This window comes from Candidatus Woesearchaeota archaeon (genome assembly GCA_026394965.1).
Lineage (GTDB): Archaea > Nanobdellota > Nanobdellia > Woesearchaeales > 0-14-0-80-44-23 > JAPLZQ01.
The window spans coordinates 1-22,479 of the sequence record JAPLZQ010000077.1 but is presented as its reverse complement, the minus strand read 5'-3'; the positions used below and the strand labels follow the sequence as shown (position 1 = coordinate 22,479).

Sequence of the window (22,479 nt, the reverse complement as noted above, 5' to 3'; positions counted from 1 at the left end):
TGCTTTAGCAATTCAAAGAAATGCATTTGCATTCAAAGAAATGCTTTGCATTTCTTGAACAAAAAATTCTTTTAGAATTTTTTTGTTTCTTGAACAAGAAATTCTTTCAGAATTTCTTTGTTTTTGTGCCCCAGAAATGCTGTGCATTCAAAGAAATGCTATGACATTTCTTGAACAAGAAATTCCTTTGGAATTTCTTTGTTTCTCTGGGCGTTAGTGCGGAGCAGGACGCTCTCAGCGGATTTTTATGATTTCAAAATTTAATTTCAAGAAATTTTTTTAAGTCAGGAATTTAAGGAGTGAGTGAATATTTTTCCGGAATAAAAAATAATTTTCGCATCTGTAAATTTTTTTTTGAATAATTGTCCCCTATTGCGGACAACAAAATCAAAAGATTTAAATAAGGGAAATCCAATAATTGCTTTTTGTCATTAAATAATTAATGGTGATGGGGAAATTAAAAAAGAGGTGTTAGATGTGGAGTTCTATAGAGTAAACAATAGTTACTTTTATCCAAAAAATTCTAACAATCTTTCTGTCCAAAATTCTATACAAAAGAGAGGTGTTTCGGAATGAAAAACAGGATATTATTCATAGCCCTAATATTAGTTGTGCTCGGCATAGTTTCTGTGAATAGCGTTTTAGCCTTACAGGCTACTCCAAACACGCCCTCAATCAATGGATTTACCAACAGCCAGGGTCCTCTCATAAGTGTGATTATAACAAATTCTACAAATAACAAAAACGAATATGTCAATGCCTCTTCTATAAAGCTGAACTATTCCCTCAACAGCGGCTCTGAAGTGTCTCTGTCAATTAGTTATACGGGGAATACTACCAGTCAAAGTTATGAAGTAAACGCCACCATGTTAAATGTAATTTCAGACGGAGACCAGGTAAGAATTTTTATGGATGCTAAAAATGATACAGGAGAATCAATGAACAGATACAACTGGACTTTTACAGGAGACCAGCTTAATCCTTCTGCAACCTTATTTGTGATTAATGATTCTAATAAAAATGTCACCAATACAACTCCCATAGAATTAAATATCACTGCCTCAGACAGCCGTTCTGGCATAAGCACTGTTGTTGTGAATTCTTCTACTTCAGGTGGCAAGATTATGTCAAATTTCAGCGGAACGCTCTTCAGAAATGTGACAACTCCTGCAGCTTTGGGATGTGCTGCAGATGCTGCCTGTGTTTTGACTGTTACAGTTACAGATATTGCTGGAAACACAAACAATAGTGTTTCAATGACTTTATTAGTAGACAGCATAGCTCCTCTTGTTGGCAATATCACTAGTAATGATGCTGACAAGAATGTTACTCCGTCGCAGTCTTTGTATATTAATTTGACTTCGAGTGATTCTAGCAGCGGTATTGCTAGTGTTGTTATTAATGGCGGCAGTGCTGTTACTATGACTCTTTCGGGTTCTGTTTATCAGGTTACCACTACTGCTACTGCTCTTGGCTGTGGCAATGATGGCAACTGCGTTTTGACTGTTACGGGTACTGATGTTGCCGGAAATGCAAATAGCACAGAAACTTACACTATCACAGTTGATAATACTGCGCCTAGTGTGGGCACCATTTTTATAAATGATACTGATAAAAATCTAAGTTCCCTTACAGCTCCCATCGAGATTAATGTTACTGTTAATGATTCAGGAAGCAATGTCAGCACTGTTAGAGTAAATAGTGTTGGTATGACTTTTGTGAGCAGTGCTAACTTGTACAGGGCTGCTACTACTGCTACTGCCCTTGGCTGTAGTAATGATGCTACTTGTACTTTGACTGTTAATGCTACTGATACTTTAGGATACGAGAATACTGCTGTAACCACTACAATATATGTTGATACAAGCAAGCCGGTGGTGACTAATATTGCGGGTAATGATACTGACAGGAATGTTACTCCCTCACAGCCGCTTGAAATTAATGTCAGTGTTACTGATGTAGGCAGTAATGTAAGCAGTGTAAAAGTCAATGGCGGCGGCGATGTCAGCATGACTCTAGTGGGAGGCACAAATATTTATAGGGCTGCTACTACAGCATCTGCTCTTGGTTGTGGTAATGATGCTGCTTGTGTCTTAACTGTTACTGCTGCTGATGCTGTTGGCAATGCCAATAATAGCGAAACTTACACAATTTATGTTGATAATTTAGCTCCTCTTGTTGGCAGTATCACTAGTAATGATGCTGACAAGAATGTAACTCCGTCGCAGTCTTTGTATATTAATTTGACTTCGAGTGATTCTGGCAGTGGTATTAGTAGTGTGGTTATTAATTCAACTCTTGGCGGTAAGCCCATGAGTTTGTCTGGCTCTGTTTATCAGGTTACCACTACTGCTTCTGCTCTTGGCTGCAGCAATGATGCTGATTGTGTTTTGAATGTTACTGCTACTGATAATGTCGGCAATTCAAATACAACACAATACTATACTGTTACTATAGATAATACTCCGCCAAATGTCACAGGAATCGTGAGCAATGATAGCAATACAAATGTTACTCCTTCGCAGCCGATTGAGTTGAATGTTACTGTTATTGATGCTACGAGCGGTATTGCTAGTGTGGTTATTAATTCAAGCGCAGGAGGCAAGCCGATGAGTGTTGTTAGTGGCAGTTTGTATAGAGTTGCTACTACTGCTTCTGCTCTTGGCTGCAGCAATGATGCAACATGCACTTTAACTGTTACTGCTATTGACAATGTAGTCAATTCCAATGCTACTGAACAATATAATCTCTATGTAGATAACACTGTGCCCACAGTAACTATAATAACTCCTGCTTCAGGAGGATATGCTCTCAGCGATTCTCCAATGGTCGCAGTTAATATTACTGACAGCGGCTCTAATGTTTCAAAAAGCAGCATAAGAATGTATTGGAGAAGAAACCAATTGGGATGGAACATTGGAACCTTGGTAAATAGTTCAATATCCTACGGATACCAAGTTAATCTTACTAACATTCCGGTCATGTCTGACTCAGATAATATTACTATAAAAGTGAATGTTTCAGACAATGCCGGAAATGCAGTTACTGATTATAGCTGGATATTCACAATAGACCTAAACTATCCTGCAATCTTATTCCAGGGACAAACTCCAGCAGATGGTTCAAGACAGATTTCCAACTCTGTGACATTCAATGTGAGTGTGAGCGATACTAATGGAATAAGCGCTTGTAAACTGGAATGGAACGCTTCTGGTTCTGCTGTTAATGAGACGATGACATTATCAGGAAATGATTGTTACATTACTAATGCAACAATTGACGGCAAAAACTATTCATTCAGGATGTTTGTCAACGACAGCGCCGGAAGAATAAATTATACTGCTGCAAGAACTTTCCTAGAGAACACAAAGCCGAGCATTACTGGAGTTGAAATTAATGAAACAGCAGTTTATTTCAATACATCAATAAATTGCAGTTATAACTGGTCAGATGCTGATGGCGATTCAGTAACAGCTACTTTCAAATGGTTTAACGGCTCTTCACAGATTTCTGGAGAGACAAGTGTAATCCTCACAGAAGGAAAATATAAGCACTTTGATGTTCTGAGATGCGAAGTAATTCCAAGTGATGGCAATGAATTCGGCACTGCTGTGAATTCAAGTTCAGTGACAGCATTAAACTATGCGCCAGCAGTTCCGTCTCAGATTAATATTACTCCTGCGACTGCTTACAAGAATAATACTTTGACTTGTGCTGCTTCTGGAAGCACTGATGCTGACAACGACACAAGAACTTATTATTATAAGTTCTTAGACGATGATAATTCAACTGTTTTGCAGGCTTGGGGCACTACTGCAACGTTTGACTGCAACGCCAATGCTTTATGCACAAAGGGCAATTCTATAATGTGTATTGCATTGGCTTATGATGGCACTGTGAACTCAACTACATATAAAAATACTACGGTTGTTATTCAGAATTCTGTGCCTTCAACAACTGCGCCAGCGCTAAGTCCTTCGCCAGCTTACAAGACGACCGGGGTTATTAATTGCACCAATGCCAGCTTTACTGACAATGACCCTGCTGACACAGCAACGTGGCTTTATAACTGGTACAAAAATAATACTTTATTGCCTAACATTACCAATTATTTGACAAATGGTTCATTTGTCAAGACTGATGTTTTGGTATGTCAGATAACTCCTAATGATGGGGCTGTTAATGGAACTTCTGTAAACTCAACAGCGCTTACAATTTCCAATACTGCTCCAACTACTCCAACTGACTTGGTTGCTGACAACAACAAGAAGGTTGGCGAAACAATAACAGCCGCTTGCACTGATAGTTATGATGCAGATTCTGACAGTATCACTTATTATTATGAATTCTATAATTTAAATGGTGCAAATACTACCCAAGCATATTCAACTACCACTACTTACACTGTGTTGGCAAGTGATGCTCATGACCAGTTAAGAGTTCGTTGTAAGGCAAATGACAGCACTGATGTGTCTGCTGAAGATGAAGTGAATGTGGACATAGCAAACACCGCGCCAGAAGTTCCAAGTGCGGTTAATATTGTTCCCACAACCGCTTATAAGAATGATACACTTAATTGCACTGCTTCTGGAAGCACTGACGCCGATGTTGACAGCATAACTTATTATTATAAGTTCTTAGACAATGATAATTCAACAGTGCTGCAGAACTGGAGCACTACTGCGACGTTTGATTGTAATGCAAATTCCGATTGTGTAAAGACAGATACCATTTATTGTAGGGCTCAGGCTTATGATGGAGCTGCTAATTCTTCATCATTTATTGAAACTACAAGGAGCATCAGTAATTCTGTGCCTTCAACAACTGCGCCAACATTAAGTCCTTTGTCTGCGTATAAGACAACTGGAATTATTAATTGCACCAATGCCAGCTTTACTGACAATGACCCTGCTGACACAGCAACGTGGCTTTATAACTGGTACAAGAATGGAACTTTGTTGTTGGCTAATACCACTAATTATTTGACAAATAATTCTTTTAACAAGAATGAAAACATAACTTGTCAGATAACTCCTAATGATGGGAGTGTTAATGGAACTTCTGTCAACTCAACTTCATTAACAATATCAAACTCTGTGCCGACAGCTCCAACTCTTGGAGCAAGCAATCCTAGCAGTGCTTCAAGGCAGACCTCCAACAGCGTAACCTTAAACTGCACAGGCAGCTATGATGCTGATGGAGACACAATATATTATGAGTTCTATGGAAATTCATCTGCAACAGCAGTTACTCCAAATGCTCTGCTGCAGAATTTAACATCAGACTCTTATGCCTGGACTACAACTGACGGCAATACATATTACTGGAGATGCAGGGCTAATGACGCTGCTGGCGGAGACAGTTCTTACACATTAATCAGTAATTTCAGCGAGAACCAGCCGCCTATTGTTGCTTCTGCAACAATTGCTCCAACAATTGCATATGCAAATGACACTTTAACCTGTGCTAATGGCACGATAACAGATGCTGAAGGAGATACAGTTACTGTCTTGTATGCTTGGTATAATCAGTCAGGTGTGATACCCGGAGCTAATAGCGCAACGCTTGCAGGCAGATTCCTGCACTTTGACAATATCACTTGCGGAATAAAAGCGAATGATACTTATCAGTTAAGCAATGAGACAAACTCAACTAAATTGGCAATTTTAAACTTTGTGCCTACACCGCCAACTATGACTACAAACCTTACTTTAAGAGAAACAAACCACACTCCAAATGTTAACTGGACAAAAGGAACTGATCCTGTAGATGGCGATACAATAACAACAATTGTATATGTTGGCACAACTGCGAGCCCGACAGCCCAGGAGGGAAATAATACGGGAACAGGGCTTGCAATCGGAAGCACAGTCACGCTTTCAGACGGCACAACATACTATGTAAAATTGATATCTTGGGATGGATATAATCTAAGCAGCAGCTACACAGCAGATGATGACTTCCAGATGAATGCACTGCCTTCAACAACTACACCAACAATAAGTCCGTCAACTGCATATGCATTCAATAACCTTACTTGCACATTCAATGTGACAGATGCACAGGCAGATACTTTATCAGTTACATGGAAATGGTGGAATGGGACTTCAGTTAATAGCACTTCAACTTTAAGTGTTACAAATAACACCCCAACAACAATTGCCCTTGGCGCAAATATAGCCAGAAAGGCAGAGAACTGGACTTGTGAAATCACGCCATATGATGGCTATGAGAACGGAACTTCCAGGAATGCAACTGCTGTGACAATAGTTAATACTGTGATGCAGATAAATTCAACCTTGCCCTTAGGCACTGTTACAAACAGCACTCCTGACTTACTTATTGTTACAAGCGAATATGCAACATGCAAGTATGACACGTCATTCAAGAGCTACAGCTTTATGAGCAGCACAATGACAGCTTCAGGGAATGCGATGCAGCACACAGGCGACTTGGGAACTCTATCTGATAGCATATATAACTATTGGGTGGCATGCAGCGACACAGCAGGCACCATAAAGGAATTCACAATAGGCTTCATTTTAGACACTGATGCCAACTTTAATTACACGCAGTGGCTTACGCCCATTTGGGATACCTTGTGGATACCTCCGCAGACAGTTTTGGAGAACATGAGTTACAGCAACTTTACTATCACCGCAATGCTGAATTCAATATCTTCAAACTACTCACAAGCGTTTTATTATAACGGAAGCGCATGGATTGGCTATAACAAAGCACTGCAGTGGGATTTGAATGCCCTGAGATATGTTAATAACACCAACGATAAGCCTTATTGGCTCAAGCTGAATGTTTCAACAAAGGACATAAGGTATCAGATATAAAATTTTTTTATTTTTTTTACCTTTGATTTTTAATATTCCTTGGGGGTCGAAAAATGAAGATGAAAAAAACAACATTGAGTTTAACAATCATGCTTGCGATATCCTTTATTCTATCATCATTTCTTGTCAGCGCAGTTCCTGCTGTCTGGTGCGGCTATGCTGACATTGGAGGAACTTATTCTTCTACAGGCACTGTAATTGAGGCATTTGTCAATAGCGGCGCAACTGCCGCCGGCACAACAAGAGTCGGGGATTATGGCATAACTGAAACTGGTTATTATCAAATCTATGTGGATGGGCATGACGGAGACAATGTTACATTTAAAATTTATGGAGTGGCAGCAAATGCTTCTGTGCAAACATGGCATCTAGGCTTTAACTGCCCTCCGTACCTGAATATTTCCATAAACAAGACTGCCACTGGCGGCTCCTGCAGCTACAGTGCAGCATGCTCTGGCGGCTATTGCTGTTCTGGTGCTACAGAATACACTAGCGGCAGCGGAACTGGAACATGCCAGGCAAGCGCCTGTTCAGCAGGCGAAGGAGGAACCTCAGGCGGCGGAGTTGAAGTAACCGGAGGCGGAGCAGTTGCAGCAGGAATTACAGAAACGCAGACTGTTGCTTCGGTGAGCGCAGGCTCTGCTGCAAGCTTCAAATTCACAAAGCTGGACAGCATTGGAATAACAGAAATAGATGTCAATGTCAATGCCAATAAGAAAGACATTAAACTCATTGTAAGCGAAACTTCAAAGCCGGCATTAGCAACAATTGCAATCTCTTCAAAAGACGGAGGCATTTTCAAATACATCAAGATAACAAAAGTGGGGCTTTTGGATTCTGAAATCACGAATGTTAAGATAAAGTTCAAGATTCCAAAATCATGGCTTCTCACGAACAATATAGACCCATCAACTATTACCCTGAAGCACCTCATTACATTAACCTGGGAGGACCTTTCAACAACCCAGATTAGCTCAGATTCAAACTATTATTATTTTGAGGCAACTTCTCTATCACTTTCAACATTTGCAATAGTTGGAAGGAAAATGGCAGCAGTAACACCAACTCCTGTTCCTACGCCTGCACCTCAGGAAACCCCTGCGCCAGAGGAAACTCCAGCTGTAATTGAAGAAGAGAGTGTGAAGAAACCGGTTTCATCCCTCCTTATTTTTGTGCTGATTATTGCAATCATAGCGCTTCTGGTGGTTATGGTTTATCTTACCCTCACCAAGAAGAAAAAGAGCTTTTGATTTTTTTTAAATTATTTTTTTAATATTTAATAATCCTTCTTATTCATAACCTAATGATGCATCTGCTTACGATGCCACCAAGAATGTATCGTTCTGCATTATTGATGATAATCCGAAAGAACACATGATGAATCCGTAAATTCTCACAGAGCGCACTGGACAGTCCCGCGTAAAATTTTAATAACCTCTTTGTTGCATTATTCTTGGTGATGTTTTTAATGATGCAGTCAGAAAAAATTGATTTATGCGAGAAGTTTTGGAATGATTGGCTCAAAGCGGATTCTGAAAAGCGCATTAATATGGTGCAGAAGACTTTGATTGCAAGAGAGTTATCTGATTATTTATTGTTAAGATTAGCTAATGCAAAAGACAGGTCTAAGATTAAAAAATCATTTATTAAGTGGACTGTCGCGAGGCAGGTTAATGATTATTTTGAGGATTTTGAATCTGTCTTGTTGTCAAAGAAGAGGTAGATTTAAATACTTGTAACATTATTTACAGCAATATGCTGATTTTGATGTTAAAATGAAGGGCTTGTCAGATAAAGAAATTGGAATTGTGTCTTTTTTGGAGTTTGAGCAGAAATATTTCTTTTCAAAAAAAGACATTAAAAATTTTTTCTCAACAAAGAACCAAGTAAGGCACACCATCCACAAGCTTCTCAAAAAGGAAAGAATTATTTCATTAAACAAAAGAAAATATTACCTTGTCCCAATAAAAGCAAAGAGCGGCAAATGGAGTGAGAATTCCTTCATGATGGCAGATGAAGTAATGGATGGAAAAAATTATTTTATCGGCGGATGGGCTGCAGCAAATTACTGGCGGCTTACAGATCAGGTGCCTATGAAGATAGAAGTTTATACAACTAAAAGACAGGGAACAAAGAGATTCCTCACTACAACAATCATTTTCAGAAGGACAACAGAAAAACGCCTAAAACAGGCAATTAAAGCAGAGGTTAATGGACATGAGTTTAAAATATTAAACAAGATTGAGTCTGAAAAATGGATGAAATCAAGGAGTTAAGAAAACAGGATTTTGAATTAATAATTGCGGAAAAAGGCTTTGATAAGCAGTTACTAGTAAAAGACTATTACATAACTGTGCTTCTTTACCTATTGAGAAACATTAAAGCGATATACTTCAAAGGGGGCACAGCACTTCAAAAGACAATATTGGATCATTCAAGAATAAGCGAAGACATAGATTTTACAATAACCGAGTCAATTGCAAATGTAAGAGAAGAAATAAACCAAGCCATAAATTCATCAAACTTGTTTGGAACAATAACTCATGACAAGAATGTAGACACATTTGTTAGGTTAATAGTGCCATACAATACGAGCTTTGGAAAAGGAGAAATATTCATAGATCTCAATGAACGAGGAAAACTATTGACCCAGTATGAAACACTCAAGATAAAAAACTTCTACCAGAATATTCCCCCATTTTCATTCCCTTGCCTTTCAAGGGAAGAAATGGTGGCTGAAAAGGTTGCTGCTGCAATATGCAGAAACAAGCCAAGAGATCACTATGATATCTACCAAATAATAAAAAACAAAATTCCAATAAACATGAAGATTGTAGAACAAAAATGTAAACTCTCAGATCATGAATTCAGCATCATAAAAATGTTCAACAACGCCAAAAAGCTAAAGAAAAGATGGGATGAAGACCTCGGGCCATTATTAATTGAACAAGTGACTTTTCAGGAAATGATGAAGACGCTTGCAAAGCACTTCAAGCTGAAGGATGAAAAAGAAAAGCTAAAAAATAACAGATAAACCATTTTCGCGCATCGACTTTTTAGAGTTGCCGGCATAAACTACGATTCCAGAAGAATAAGCACTTGAACTGCTTGAAATGAGACAAGCGGCGATTGCTGCGTTTGATGGACAGTTCAAAGATCGGAAAGATAAGTAAAGGCCTTTTCTGAGTGATGGCGAATTTATTAATAGCACCATTTGACTTTGAAAGAGAAAAAAGAAGCCTCATACAATATAGGACAATCGAAGGGGAAAAACAGACCAAAGCCAAAACATCGCTTCAAAGAGCCAAGGAATTCACAAATTAAATGGAAAAACTTCTCATAATCTAAAATTCTATTCGGAACGATTTTTTATGATATTTGGTATAGATTAATATAATTCGGAGTTTTTCCCCGGTAAAATATTCTCCTCATAGATTTCTTGTAATGTTTTTCTTTTGAAAAAATTTATAAAACTCTCTTTTAATATGCTTAAAATGAAGGAATTTTCAATAATAACGCCGAAAAGGACTTTTGTCCTAAGGATAAAATATCCTAAGTTAATCCTTCTGCTTCTTACCTTTGTCTTTGCTTATTTTATCTTCAGGAATAACTCTTTTCAGCAGTTTCATCGCGTAATAATCTCAGCAGGCTACCTTGGAACATTTCTCTCAGGAGTTTTCTTTGCCTACGGCTTTACAGCAGCGCCCGCAACAGCGATTCTCTTGATTCTTTCAAAAGAGCAGAATATCATTGCAGCAGGGCTGATCGCAGGTTTAGGCGCTCTTATCGGAGATTTAATAATATTCAATCTGATAAGAAGCTCATTTGCAGATGAGATGCAGGAGCTTTCACAGGAGAGGATAATTTCCCTTTTGAGCAGAAAAGGAGGGGTATTCAGCAAATACATCCTTATGGTTGTCGGAGGGTTTGTGATAGCATCTCCCCTTCCTGACGAAATAGGAGTTTATCTTTTTGCCGCATCAATGTCAGTTTCCCAGAAAGTTTTCTCAATATTCTCTTTCGTCCTTAACACAGCAGGAATCCTTGTAATTCTCCTGATAGGGAATTCATTGTGATTAAACATTAATTATTCTTCCGTGCCCGGGGTTTATCAGAATTTTATTCCCGATTTTGTCTTTTACTCCGAAATTCTCATGGAAGTGCCCGCACACGAGAAGTTTAATCCTGTTTTTTTCCATGAATTCCCGTATGTCGGAATTTCCTCTGTGCTCCCTTCCGAGAAGGTCAAGCCTTGTTCCTCTGGGAGGCGCATGAGTTATGAGAATTATCTTTTTTTTGGGATTCCTTCTTATTATTTCAGAGAACCCTTTTGCGGTTTCCCTGAAATCCCTCTCTCTTAGGGCAAAACCCCCTCCGCCGTATCCGAGAAAGATGCAGTCGTCAAATATGTATTCTTTCTTGTGCAGGAAAATCACGCTTTCAAACCTGCTGCATACCCTCTTGAGGTTTTCCGGGTCCTCATGGTTGCCATGAATTATTAAAACAGGGGTTTTTGAAGCTGAGATTAATGAAATGAGCTTTTCCAGATTAATCTGCATCTCTGAAATGTCCCCTGCGCATATAACAATGTCTGCTTTTTTTGATTCAGAAACAATCCTTTTCAGCGCGCTTATGCTACCGTGCGTGTCTACAAATGCAAGTATTCTCATGAAAAATCAGATGGCTTTCTCTTATATAAATATTTTTTTATAAAAGAATCCTGTATGCAGTTTCTGCATCTGTTCTTGCGAACAGGTTTATTCCCGGAGCCCCGTTTTCCTTAAGGTTCTGCATCAGTTCCCTTGCAATTCTTATCCCCTCTTCTTTTGGCTTATCGCTTTCGCATATTGCCTTTCTTATCTTCTCGGGAATCCTTACCTCCACAATCTCCCTCTCAAGAAAGCTTATTGCAGATGCGCTCAATATGGGAAGCACTCCAGGAATTATCGGGATTTCCCTTCCAAGCGCCTCATAAACTGAGTCCCTGTATCTGCAGTACATTTCGCAGTCATACACAATCTGCGTAAGTATGAATTCAGCGCCTGCCTCAACCTTTTTCCTTATGCCTTCCAATTCCTGCCCTGCATTTTCAGAGGGATTTTTCAGGTCAATCGGGATTAGAGGATGCCCTGCAGCGCCTATGCAGAAATCTGTTTTGTAATCGTTTCTGTGCTTTTCAATCTCCTTTTCAGTGAACAGCTTTTCCATGTAGCTTGTTGGAAGAGCGCAGTTGAGTTTTTTTATGTCGGCTATGAACTCGTAGGAATTTTTGTAGTCAGAAACCTCGTAAAATTCAGGGAACACTTCCTTTTTCGGGGAATCCCCCTTTATTACAAGGATGTTTTCAATCCCAAGGTATTTTGCAGCCATAAGCTTTCCGTAAAGGTCAATTCTGTTTCCGTCCCTTATCCTGAAATGGCATATGGGCTCTGCATTTCCCCTCTCTTTCAGGATTCCTGCTGCATAGTGCGAGTCCATCCTCGGCTTTCCGCCGGGATTATGGGTTATTGCAACAAAATCCACAAGGGATTTCACTTTCTCAACTTCAGAAATCAGATTTTCAAGCTCAGTTCCCCTGGGAGGGCTGAATTCAACTATCCTTGCAAATCCCTTTTCCTGCAAAACTTCTGTTAGTTTCATTTTTTCTGAACCATTATGATTCCCGAAACTGATTTTCTCGGGCTCATGTAAAATGAGTCATTGAGAGTTATTCCGGCAATCTCTTCTGCCTCTTCCCTTCCGATAATATCAAATATGTTTTTCTGCTCTGACAAATCCCAGCCAGGATATCCCGGGCTGTATCTTCTCTTTTCAGGAAGATTTTTGGGAGAAAGCGCTTCATGCATAATCTCAACAGCACAATCAGCTGACTCAGAGCCGATTGCATCGTAGATAAGGCTTTCCAGGATTTTTCCCTCTTCTGAAAGTTTTTGTGAGTAATCCTCAAGCATTCTTCCTATTGTTACAGCAAAAACAACTGCACTATCCTGATTTGCAAACTTCTCTGCAAGCAGGATGCTTTCCACGAAAATGTTTTTTTCGGAAAAATACAATCTGTTTTCAAGCTGCCTTATGCTTTCCAATGAATAAACTCCTTTTGGTTTTATGTAATACTCTGCTTTTTTGTAGAATCCCTCAAGAAAATTCTCTATTGATTCCTCTTTTCCATCAGGAGAATTCACTCTATCATTTGGTTTTGCCCTTATCCTGACAATTACGTCCCTCTTGTCAGGAAGAACGCTTATTCCTGAAAAATCAAACTCGAAAAGGTTGCTCATTTTCCAATCACCCTTCCGAATTCTTTGACAGCTGAGAATGCGTCTTTTGCATATCCGTCTGCTCCGATTGAGGAAGCATATTCGCTTGTTACAACTGCGCCCCCAACCACAACCTTGCATCCTGCCCTATTTTTTATTTCTGACACAGAGCGCTCCATGCTCGGAAGGGTTGTTGTCATGAGCGCGCTAAGCCCTACTGCATCTGCACGATTTTCATATGCGCTTTTTGCTATCACTTCAGGAGGCACATCTTTTCCGAGGTCAATTAATTCATAGCCGCTGCTTTTCAGGAAGAACCCTACAAGATTCTTTCCAATCTCGTGGATATCCCCTTTTACAGTTGCGATTACTATCTTTCCCTTGCACTGCCTCTCGCCGGATATTGCATTTTCAACTGCAGAAGCGCATTTCTGGAATGCCTCTGCAGAGAGCACAAGATTGATGAGCGAGTATTCCTTTTTCTCAAAAAGCTCTCCTGCCTTTTCAATTGCAGGCATCAGCATCTCTTCAAGAATCTGCTTTGGAGGGTATTTTGAAAGTGCCTCTGATGCAAGAGATTCAATTCCTGCGCTTCTTCCGAAAAGGACTGCGCTGTAAAGGGTTTTTTCCTCTTCCTCCCTTTTCTTCCCGAACATTTCAAGGTAGCGCGAGAATTTCTCATCCCTCCCTGAGGCTGCTGCTGCTGAATAGAATGATTTGACTGTCTCAATGTCAGATGGGTTTATGATTGCCGCATCAAGCCCCCTTTCAATTGCGATTGTCAGGAAAGCCCTGTTGATGTTCTCGCGTTCAGGCATTCCAAATGATGCATTGCTTATTCCAAGGGATGTTTTCAAGCCAAGCTCGCTTTTTATCCTTGAAAGCGCCTTTAATGTCTCGTTCGGGTCATTTGTTGCAACTGACATTGTGAGAGGGTCAATTATAATCTCGCTTTCCCTTATCCCGTAATTCTTCAGTTCAGAGACAATCTTTTTTGCTTCAGCAACCCTGCCTTCGCACTTTTCAGGAATCCCATTTTCGCCCAGGGAAAGCCCGATTAGGAGAGCGCCGTATTTCTTTGCAAGCGGAAGGATATTTTCCATGCTTTCCCTTGTTGCATTGACTGAGTTTATAATCGGCTTTCCAGGGCAGCTTTTCAGGGCAGCTTCAATGACTTTTGGGTTTGGCGAGTCAATCATCAGGGGAATTCCCCTTTTTGAGAGCGCAAGCACAGCATTTTCCATGTTTTTTATCTCATCAGAGCCGGGAACAGAGACATTAACATCAAGAATCTGGGCTTTTTCCTCCTCCTCGGAAATCCTTACCAGCTCTTCAATACTGCCCATTTTCAGTTCCTCTGAAAGCTTCTTCTTTCCTGTGGGGTTTATCCTTTCCCCTATTATAACAGGGAATTTTCCGATGTAAACTGTTTTTGAGGTGCTTGCGCATTTTGCAATTGATGAATCAGGCATTTCCCTCTCTTTTGGCTTTTTTCCGCTGTATTTTTCAGAGAGCAGTTTTATGTGTTCAGGGGTTGTTCCGCAGCATCCGCCGATAATATTGACTCCTAAGTCAAGGAATTTTCCTGCAAATCCGCAGAAATCCTCTGGCGAGTCAGTGTAAGAGGCAATTCCGCAATCATTTTTTGGAATCCCTGAATTTGGCTGCATTGAGATTGGAAGGCTTGAGAATCTGGATAGTTCTTCTGCAATGGGAATCATTTCTTTTCCGCCGTATCCGCAGTTTGCCCCGATAACATCGCATAAATTCTCAAGGATTGCGCATGCAGTTTCAGGATTTGTTCCAGTAAGGGTTTTTCCGCCAAGCTCGTATGACAGCTGGCATATTATGGGAAGGGAGAATTCGCGTGCGGCAATTGCAGCTGCCTTTGCCTCAAAAATATCAGCCATTGTCTCTATTAAGATGATGTCAGCGCCTGCATCTGAAACATATTTTATCTGCTCTAAAAATGAGGAATATGCCTCGTCAAATGAGAATTCCCCAATTGGCTTCATCAGTTTTCCTGTAGGCCCAATGCACGCTGCAACATACTTTCCCCCTGAAGCTTCCCTTGCAATCCTTATCGCTTCTCTGTTTATCTTTTCAGAGAGCCCTTCAAGCCCGAATTCAGAAAGCCTTATCCTGTTTGCCCCGAATGTGTTTGCCTTGATGACATCTGCTCCTGAAACAGAATATTCTGAGAGTATCCCTCCTATTATTTCGGGATGAATTATGTTATAGTATTCAGGGCACTCGCCGATTTTAAGCCCTTTTTTCTGGAGTTCAGTCCCCATTGCTCCTGAAAATATCATTATCCTTTCTGAAAGCTCATCCAAAAATCCAGCCATTTCCTTTTTTCCTCTAAATTAAACTACTGACTTTTCAATTAAGCGCGTATTCCCTTATTTTCCTTTAATTTCCTTTCAGTTAAATATTGTTTTGAAACTATTATTCTTATAAGAATAAGGGCGGAAAACAGATTTAGGACAGGGAGATATAAGCGTTTGGCTGTTTTCACATTATAATCAAAAGAAGTTAAGTTTTGAGGGCAGCCCCAAAACTCAATGCTGCAAATTCCAGTTTATCGTTTATGATGATTTCAGAGGGCGCTTTGATTACCAGCCCGGCGTATTGCAGGCGTCATCAACGACTTTTTGTAATCCCTTGTCATTCCCAAATGTTTGGTCAAGAGTATCCATGTTCATAGTTCCTTTTGGAAAATAACAGTCAAGATTCAAAACATTGTTTATCTTTCTCTGGAAATGGCAAGTTTCATTCACTATTCCCAGAACTGTTAAATCAATGTTTGAGCCGTCTGAGCCCGTCATTTTAGCAGTTACAGGCAGGCATTGATTCATTCTACTTATGAAACAAGAAGGGTCTTCTGTTTTACCGCAATTAACCATCTCATTTTCATCAGCAGATATCTGCGTTTCTTTTTGCGCGCACCCCAATAAAAATATCATTGCAAGGATAAGTGTAAGAAAGACAAATTTATTTTTTATATTAATCAAGTCAATCACCCAATGTATAATTTACCTTATTACCCTTATAAATTTTTTGCTTCGTTTGAATCTGCGTAAAAAGTCAGGGCTTTTCCCTACTTTCTACACAAAGCCCGTTTTATCGTTAAATTTATATATCCTGTGACTGTCATTTAACTTTCATTCTGGGAAAGAGAGGGGAAAGAGCGGAATAGGCGCTTTTGTTTTTTTGTCAAATTTAAACATTAAAAGGAGCGGACAAGAGTTCAATCTTATCATGCAAACTGGTTAAAATGGAAGATATTGATAATGATGGTATGAAAAAGGAAATTTTGGAAGAGGGACTTGAGGATACTGTTGAGAACAACCTTGACAACAGCAGGGCTGAGGAGCTTGAGCTCATGAATGAGGCAAAGCTTGAGATTTTCACAGAGATTCTTCCCACTTATGATGTGAGCCGGGTTAAGGAAATATTCAATGACAATCCAGGCAAAAGCGTTTATGTTTATTCAAACAGCGAGGTTGGAACCCCAACTCAGCCGGGGTTTTTCTCAAGGTTTGCACCTTCTGTGGTTTTTGCAATAAACCTCGGGCTTCCCAGGGAAGAAAAAAGGATACTCTACTCAAAAGGAAGATTCGGCTATGGGATAAACAAGCTTGCATATCTCCTTTCAACAATTGACAAGTCAATAATGTTCGGGCATGCTGGAAAGAGCCAGATGATGAGCAAGATTCACAATCTGAATTCAGTGTGCGGAATTCTTGACAAGCCAGAATTTCATATGGATGAGCTTGATGAGTCAGTTGATTATTCTATGGATGAGGTAATCTCAAACCTTATCGCTGTGAAGAAAAGGGCTTCTTCCCTTTTGCGTGAGCTTGAGATTGTCCCAAGCGGCTCAGAGGAAAAGCGCCTTGTCGAGCACCATTTCAGCTATCCTGCCTGGTTCAGGGAGAAGTTAGGGGATAATCTGGAAAACATTCTCCTCTACGGCTCAAGCGCAACAGGAGAGGGAAATGACTTTGACAACATATTAATTGTTGATGAGCTTAATCCTGAAATCTACGATAACCTTGCAAACACAAAGCCCCATGAGTCAGGAAAGCCAGTTGGAGGGCTTTTTATTGAAAGCGACATCTTCCAGAAATACATGGTGTGCAATGCAAATAACAGAATTGTTGCAATCACAGGAAAGCTTCTCCTGGGAAACAAACTCTGCATGCCAATTGATGATGATTATGTGATAACCTTAAAGGAGCTCCATCACGCAGCAATGGGGACTATGCAGCTGCGCTCAGCAGTTAATCTTGTATTCAAGCGGGGAGAGGATGTTTTTGACAAGGAGGGACTTTTTGAGTTTTTCATGAAAATTCCGAGGTTCACACTCGGAGCATTCAAGGCGCTTGAGACCTACAAGAAGACAGGAAAATACAGGTTTTTTGAGAAGGAGCCCCTGATGGAGATACTCTCATCAGAATTCAGCTATTCAATCCCGAAGCTAAGGAACGATTTGGATTACATAAAATCCTCATTCCTTCTTGCAAATGAGATTAATTCAAGAATAATCTCAAATTATTTTGACAATGAGCTTGTTAAGGAGGAGGATGAGTTTCTTTTCCCTGTTTATGGAAAAATGGGAAACATTGCATTATCGGTTATGAATGGCAGGAGTGTTCGGATATTTGACCCTGAGAGAAATACGGAAATCGGGGATATAATTCCCGGAAAGGTAATCTCATACAGTAACCCGATTGTTGCAGAGCGGCTTTAAGATTTAAATTTTCTTTGATTATTTTTTTAGAACTCATTCAGGTGCTGTCCTGTAATAGTCCTCGAGAACAATCCTGTCTATTTCCTTCAGGTTTCTTGCTGTGTAGAACCTGCCCTGCCCAATTCTTGCAATCTCCTCTGCAAGCTTCTTTCCCTTCTTGTCCAACTTTATCCCGATTATTGAGACAGTGACATCGCTGCTCCTTGCAGCAGATGCCGCTTTTATTGTCTCTTTTTCAGGCTCAGCTCCCTTGGTAGGCATTGCATCTGTTATCAGTATCAGGTGCTTTGTGACATTTGACTTGTCAAATGAGAATACTCTTGCTGCCTCATTTATTGCCGCTGAAATGTCTGTCTCACCATAAGGTTTCACGTTTGTAATCCCCTTTAGAATCTGGATGAAGTCGTTTGTGGGCATTATGGACTTCTTGATTTTTGTCCCGAAAACTATTACTCCCACTTTGTCCCTTTCTATTACTGCCTTATAAGCAAGGGCAATCCCTGCTTTTTTTGCCTGCTCCATCTTTTCTCCGTGCATGCTTCCTGAAGAGTCAAGCCCGTAGATTATCTTTATTGCCCCCCTTCCCTTCTTCTCAAAAACCCTTAAATCTTCTCTTATGATTTCAGAATGCCCTCTTCTGAGAGCCATTTTTACGCTCTGCGAAATTGACAAATCCTGATACCTGTCTTTCCTGTAGTTCCTTGTGTCCTCGTTTGTTCCGTAGGGAGATTTTTTCTTTGAAACTTTTTTCCCAAGAAGCCCTTTTGCAACTATTGTATTCAGCTCTTCAATATAATCTATCAGAGAGGCAAGCTCAATCCCCTTTTCAGTAAGGGCATCCTCATTTATGAGCTCGTGCTGCTTCATGAATTTAAGCGCCTGCTCAATCCTGCCTTTCAGCTCTCTTTGGAATTCAGGAATCCTTATGTTCTTCTCAACATAGCTTTCAGAAAACCCGGAAATCTCCCTGATGAAGCCCTCGCCGTACATCTCCTTTGTCATGCTGTAATTCTTGACAAGCTCCTCAAACAGCTTCTCGGGGTTCAATGGAATCCTGTAGTCCAGGGACTGGGAGGCAATCTTCCCCTCTTTTATTATCTCCTTGTCGTTCTCAAGCACTGAGTGCATTAATCCAGAATCCAGAAAATTGAACTGCAGCTTTCCGTTAAGCTCTTCTATATGCTCTCTTTTCGGAGGCAGTTCCTTTGGTGCTGTTCCTGCTGAGTCAAAGATAACCACCCTTTTCAGCCAGTTCATCCATCGCCTGCCTTATCTCTTTTTTTATCAGCTCTTCTGTTGTAGTTACAAACCTTATTGCAGGCTTAAGGGTAATCCTGTGCGACAGGACAGAAACCATAACCTCCTCAATGTCATCTGGCTCAACTGATTTTCTGCCTTTCAGATAGGCGTTTGACTGCGCCCTCTCATACACGCCTATTGAAGCCCTGACGCTAGGCAATTTTTCAAGGTCCTTGTTTGTCCTCATATTCCTTATGAATGAAATCACAAACCTAAGGAGCTTTTCAGGGAAATCAATTATCTTCTCGCCCTTTTCCGAAACTATCCTCATTTCAGTTTCAAGCTCTTCAGGATAACTCATGTATGCAAAGTCAAACCTGTCCAGAAAGACATCTGAAAGGGGTTCAGTGCTCCTGTCATCAGGGTTCATTGTTCCTATGAATATGAAATTCACCGGGAAATCTATCTCATAGCTGCCTATTGTGATTTTTCCCTCTTCAAGAACCTGCAGAAGCGCGTTCTGAAGCTTTTCAGGGCACCTGTTGACTTCGTCAAAGAAGAGAATGCCGTTGTTTGCCTTGAAAATCTTTCCCGGAGAGAATGCCTCAACAGAAAGAGGGCCAAACTTCATGGCTTTTATCGGGTCAATGTCCCCCAGAAGGTCTTCGGGAGTGAGGTCAGGGCTTCCCTGGATTCTCACAAACCTTTTTTCGCCGGGAATCTTTTTTGACTTAACCTTTCCCTTGGCATTAAGGCATTCGGGGCATATCGGCTCTTCTGGAAGGCAGTTGTAAGGGCAGTTATTTACAGTGATTTCAGGAAGGAGCTTTGCAATGTTCTTTGCAAGCGTTGTCTTCCCCACTCCTGGAGGCCCGACTATTATCATGTGCCTTCCCATAAGGAGGGCTGACTTTATGTCCTCCTTTGCCTTATCCTGTCCGAGAATGTCAGTCAGATTATCCTTGCCTAAAAAAGCCTTCTTGAAATGTTCCCTTAGCATAGTGCTCTGGGGCTGTATTTCTGTTTATAAATTTTTCCCGGTAAACAGATGTTCCCAAAATCCAAAACCTTTTTATTCATGCGTTTTCTCTTTTCGCTTTGATGGAAATATTATCTATTGACGGCTCAATGGGTGAAGGCGGCGGACAAATTCTAAGGACTGCCCTGTCCCTTTCCATGCTAACTAAAAAGTCGTTTCAGATGGTTAACATCAGGAGCAACAGGAAAGAGCCCGGGCTTAAGGCGCAGCATCTTCATGCAATAAAGGCATTAATGCAGGTTTCGGAGTGCAAGTGCCAGAATATGTTTGAGGGCTCTCCATCAATTACTTTCTTCCCAAGCGAAATAAACAAATTCAATCTTACTGTTGACATTGGAACAGCAGGCTCAATCACCCTTCTTCTTCAGGCAGTTCTTCCGGCGCTCATGTTTGCCCGGGAAAAAACAAGAATCACAATAAAAGGGGGCACAGATGTTTCCTGGTCAATTCCATTTGACTATTTCAATAGCGTTCTTGCTCCTCAGATAAGAAGGCATTGCGGAATTGAGCTTCGGCTCGTAAAGCGCGGCTATTACCCAAAAGGCGGCGGTATTGTTGAGGCAGAAATCAGCCCGAGAATAAGCCTTTCTGAATTCCCTGATTTCAATTCCTTTCTGGAAAGGGTTAGGCGCCTTGAGAGGTTTGAGCTTGTGGAAAGGGGAAACCTTGTGTGCATAAAAGGGGTTTCACATGCCTCATCTGCGCTTGAATCAGCAAGGGTGTGTGAGAGGCAGGCTGAGATTGCAGTTCTGCAGCTGAAAAAGCTCGGGCAGCCGATTCAGATAAAAAAGGAATACTCAAATTCAGAGAGCATTGGTTCCGGACTTTCCCTGTTTGCATTTTTCTCAGAGCACAGGAGCTCAAATGATTTCAATTCAGAGCATCCGATAATCCTCGGCGCAGATTCGCTCGGAAAGCAGGGCAAGCCCGCCGAGGATGTTGCAGTTGAGTGCGTGAATTCTCTCCTTTCTGAGATTGACGCTAATGGCTGCGTTGACTCCCACCTTTCAGACCAGCTAATCCCGTTCCTCGGGCTTTTCGGGGGCATGATGAGAATTTCAAAAATCACAGAGCACCTTAAGACGAACATTCTTGTTACAGAGGCATTCCTTGGAAAGTGCTTCAGGATTGATGAGGAAAACAGGATTATAAGCACAATATTCTGAACCGCTTTTGCCCCCACCAGGTAATCAATCTCTTTTTTATGCGAAAAATATTTAAGGGCAGTTCTCTTAGTTCCTTTTATAAATTTCTAAGGGGGGTGGAAAGTATGGGTTATGAAAGAGAAGGAGAAAAGCGCAGAACAAAACTTTCAACGGTCATTCCAGTAATCATTGCTATTGCCGGAGCGAGTTTTGGAATTTATCAGTGGATGTCTGCAGATGATGCAAAGAAGCATTATTCTGAGGCACTAACCCAGAATCAGGAGTATGTGCAGACAATTGAAACAAAGGATGCAACAATTTCCTCGCTTGAAGAGCAGCTTGCCAAATGCTCAGAACAGGAAGAGAAGCCCAACTACAAAATAGGTGTCCTGAACCTTCCGGGCGAAGGAATGCTTAATGACACAAGAGCGTATGTAAGGAGCGTGTTGGGAAGCACTTATGATAAGATGTCCAACCCAGCGGGTTATCATCTCCTGCACGATTATGCCTATAAAGTTTATGATGCCCAGGGAATCCTGCAGGAAGACATGGGAAAGATTACAAGGAACCTTCCTGACGGCTATTCCTTTAAGATGCCTGAGCTGACTTTATCTGAAGAAGCGGGAAAATGGCGCCTTTTGGGAAACTATGAAAAGAAGGACGGGACAATAGAGGATTTTGTCCTTAAGCAGGAAAACTATTGAGCTATTATTTCGTTTTTCTTATTTTATTTTTTCTTTTTAATTTCGTCACAGGCAAAATACGAATCCATTTTTTTTATTGAAAAAATATTTAAAGTTACCTTTCTTATAATCTTTTTTGAGAGGCTGATTTATTATGGAAGAAAAAGACAATCTTGAGGCAATCTGCGATTTTTATTTCGGGAAAGATAAAGAAAAAATGTATTCTCTCCTGAAGGATTTCATCTTTCTTAAGATTCCTGTTGAGCCGGATAAGCCGTACCAGATTGCATGCGATGCAACAATTTTGAAGAATTACCTTGGGAGCAGCGCAATCAAGTATAAAATGGCGGGCTTTGTTGCACTGCTGAATGCAGATTATTCCATGGCAGAGCAACACCTTCATGAATATGTTGAGAAGGCAGGGTTGAATGAAGGCGAGGCATCAAAATACGCAACGATTCTTTCAAACAAAGAGAAAGTTCATGATGTATTGCAGGAATACTTTAAGCCCCAGA

At 40.6% G+C, this 22,479-nt stretch carries 17 protein-coding genes; 10 read left to right on the top strand and 7 right to left on the bottom strand.

Going from position 1 to position 22,479, the window contains the following annotated elements:
• Window positions 1–572 precede the first annotated feature (572 nt).
• The 6 genes from NTV63_03325 (at window position 573) to NTV63_03300 (ending at window position 10,921) form a co-directional block, all read left to right on the top strand.
• Entirely contained in the window at window positions 573–6,845 is a 6,273-nt protein-coding gene (locus NTV63_03325) for a hypothetical protein (protein ID MCX6709953.1), read from the top strand.
• 53 nt (window positions 6,846–6,898) lie between these two features.
• Window positions 6,899–8,095 (top strand): PGF-pre-PGF domain-containing protein, encoded by a 1,197-nt coding sequence (locus NTV63_03320; GenBank protein ID MCX6709952.1) that lies wholly within the window; start codon window positions 6,899–6,901, stop codon window positions 8,093–8,095.
• A gap of 209 nt (window positions 8,096–8,304) precedes the next feature.
• Complete coding sequence (locus NTV63_03315; GenBank protein MCX6709951.1) at window positions 8,305–8,568, top strand: hypothetical protein; 264 nt, start codon at window positions 8,305–8,307, stop codon at window positions 8,566–8,568.
• Between the two features lie 52 nt (window positions 8,569–8,620).
• Window positions 8,621–9,121 (top strand): hypothetical protein, encoded by a 501-nt coding sequence (locus NTV63_03310; GenBank protein ID MCX6709950.1) that lies wholly within the window; start codon window positions 8,621–8,623, stop codon window positions 9,119–9,121.
• Window positions 9,100–9,879 carry a nucleotidyl transferase AbiEii/AbiGii toxin family protein gene (locus tag NTV63_03305; GenBank protein MCX6709949.1) on the top strand — a complete coding sequence of 260 codons (780 nt, stop codon included), beginning with the start codon at window positions 9,100–9,102 and terminating at the stop codon, window positions 9,877–9,879. The genes NTV63_03310 and NTV63_03305 overlap by 22 nt, the downstream gene beginning before the upstream one ends.
• A 460-nt stretch (window positions 9,880–10,339) precedes the next feature.
• Window positions 10,340–10,921: a hypothetical protein gene (locus NTV63_03300; GenBank protein ID MCX6709948.1), complete on the top strand. Its 582-nt coding sequence runs from the start codon at window positions 10,340–10,342 to the stop codon at window positions 10,919–10,921.
• On the opposite strand, the gene NTV63_03295 is transcribed toward NTV63_03300, so the two are convergent.
• From NTV63_03295 to NTV63_03275, 5 genes are all read right to left on the bottom strand, one after another.
• Window positions 10,922–11,515, bottom strand: coding sequence for a metallophosphoesterase family protein (locus NTV63_03295; GenBank protein ID MCX6709947.1), 594 nt, complete (start codon window positions 11,513–11,515; stop codon window positions 10,922–10,924).
• 37 nt (window positions 11,516–11,552) lie between these two features.
• Window positions 11,553–12,485, bottom strand: coding sequence for a methylenetetrahydrofolate reductase (locus NTV63_03290; protein ID MCX6709946.1), 933 nt, complete (start codon window positions 12,483–12,485; stop codon window positions 11,553–11,555).
• On the bottom strand, window positions 12,482–13,123 hold the full coding sequence (locus NTV63_03285; protein MCX6709945.1) for a hypothetical protein: 642 nt from the start codon (window positions 13,121–13,123) through the stop codon (window positions 12,482–12,484). Before NTV63_03285 ends, NTV63_03290 begins: the two co-directional genes overlap by 4 nt.
• Window positions 13,120–15,450 (bottom strand): homocysteine S-methyltransferase family protein, encoded by a 2,331-nt coding sequence (locus NTV63_03280; GenBank protein MCX6709944.1) that lies wholly within the window; start codon window positions 15,448–15,450, stop codon window positions 13,120–13,122. The genes NTV63_03285 and NTV63_03280 overlap by 4 nt, the downstream gene beginning before the upstream one ends.
• A gap of 267 nt (window positions 15,451–15,717) precedes the next feature.
• Window positions 15,718–16,125 carry a hypothetical protein gene (locus NTV63_03275; protein MCX6709943.1) on the bottom strand — a complete coding sequence of 136 codons (408 nt, stop codon included), beginning with the start codon at window positions 16,123–16,125 and terminating at the stop codon, window positions 15,718–15,720.
• 254 nt (window positions 16,126–16,379) lie between these two features.
• On the opposite strand from NTV63_03275, the gene NTV63_03270 reads away from it, so the two are divergent.
• The gene (locus NTV63_03270) at window positions 16,380–17,858 is read left to right on the top strand and encodes a hypothetical protein (GenBank protein MCX6709942.1); all 1,479 of its coding nucleotides are present in this window, start codon (window positions 16,380–16,382) and stop codon (window positions 17,856–17,858) included.
• Window positions 17,859–17,891: 33 nt separating this feature from the next.
• Here NTV63_03270 and NTV63_03265 read toward each other — a convergent pair whose 3' ends face one another.
• Both NTV63_03265 and NTV63_03260 read right to left on the bottom strand, forming a co-directional pair.
• The gene (locus tag NTV63_03265; protein ID MCX6709941.1) at window positions 17,892–19,115 is read right to left on the bottom strand and encodes a VWA domain-containing protein; all 1,224 of its coding nucleotides are present in this window, start codon (window positions 19,113–19,115) and stop codon (window positions 17,892–17,894) included.
• Window positions 19,084–20,097, bottom strand: coding sequence for an ATP-binding protein (locus NTV63_03260; protein ID MCX6709940.1), 1,014 nt, complete (start codon window positions 20,095–20,097; stop codon window positions 19,084–19,086). The genes NTV63_03265 and NTV63_03260 overlap by 32 nt, the downstream gene beginning before the upstream one ends.
• Window positions 20,098–20,198: 101 nt before the next feature.
• On the opposite strand from NTV63_03260, the gene rtcA reads away from it, so the two are divergent.
• The 3 genes from rtcA to NTV63_03245 all read left to right on the top strand — a co-directional run.
• Window positions 20,199–21,302 carry an RNA 3'-terminal phosphate cyclase gene (gene rtcA, locus NTV63_03255; GenBank protein MCX6709939.1) on the top strand — a complete coding sequence of 368 codons (1,104 nt, stop codon included), beginning with the start codon at window positions 20,199–20,201 and terminating at the stop codon, window positions 21,300–21,302.
• Between the two features lie 104 nt (window positions 21,303–21,406).
• Window positions 21,407–21,985, top strand: coding sequence for a hypothetical protein (locus tag NTV63_03250; GenBank protein ID MCX6709938.1), 579 nt, complete (start codon window positions 21,407–21,409; stop codon window positions 21,983–21,985).
• A gap of 133 nt (window positions 21,986–22,118) precedes the next feature.
• Window positions 22,119–22,479, top strand: a 361-nt coding sequence (locus NTV63_03245) for a hypothetical protein (protein MCX6709937.1), incomplete at its 3' end; no start/stop codon positions are given.